This is a genomic window from Shewanella sp. N2AIL (assembly GCF_022690845.1).
Classification (GTDB): Bacteria; Pseudomonadota; Gammaproteobacteria; order Enterobacterales; family Shewanellaceae; genus Shewanella; species Shewanella baltica.
Window position 1 is genome coordinate 1 of sequence record NZ_JALBYT010000129.1, and the last position, 255, is coordinate 255.

Genomic DNA, 255 nt, shown 5'->3' on the forward strand with positions numbered 1-255 from the left:
ACAGCTTAATAACCCAAGCTTTTTCATTAGATTACGGGCTCGATAACGACTGAGACCAATCCCTTTGTTAGTCACTAATTGCGCTATCGTTCGCGCACCGGCAGAGCCATGACTAATACGATGTGCAGCCTTCACTTCACTGCATAAAATAGTAAAGTCTGCATCAATATGTTCTTTTCTTTTTAGCCAATACTTATAGCTACTTCGATGCACTTTGAATGCATTACAAATTGTGAGAATAGAGTGGCTCTGCTT

1 protein-coding gene is annotated in these 255 nt (G+C 40.4%); it reads right to left on the bottom strand.

The genetic code is table 11. The features are described from left to right. The coding region (locus MO387_RS21035) for an IS3 family transposase (protein WP_347342547.1) at nucleotides 1-255 on the bottom strand (255 nt) is incomplete at both ends.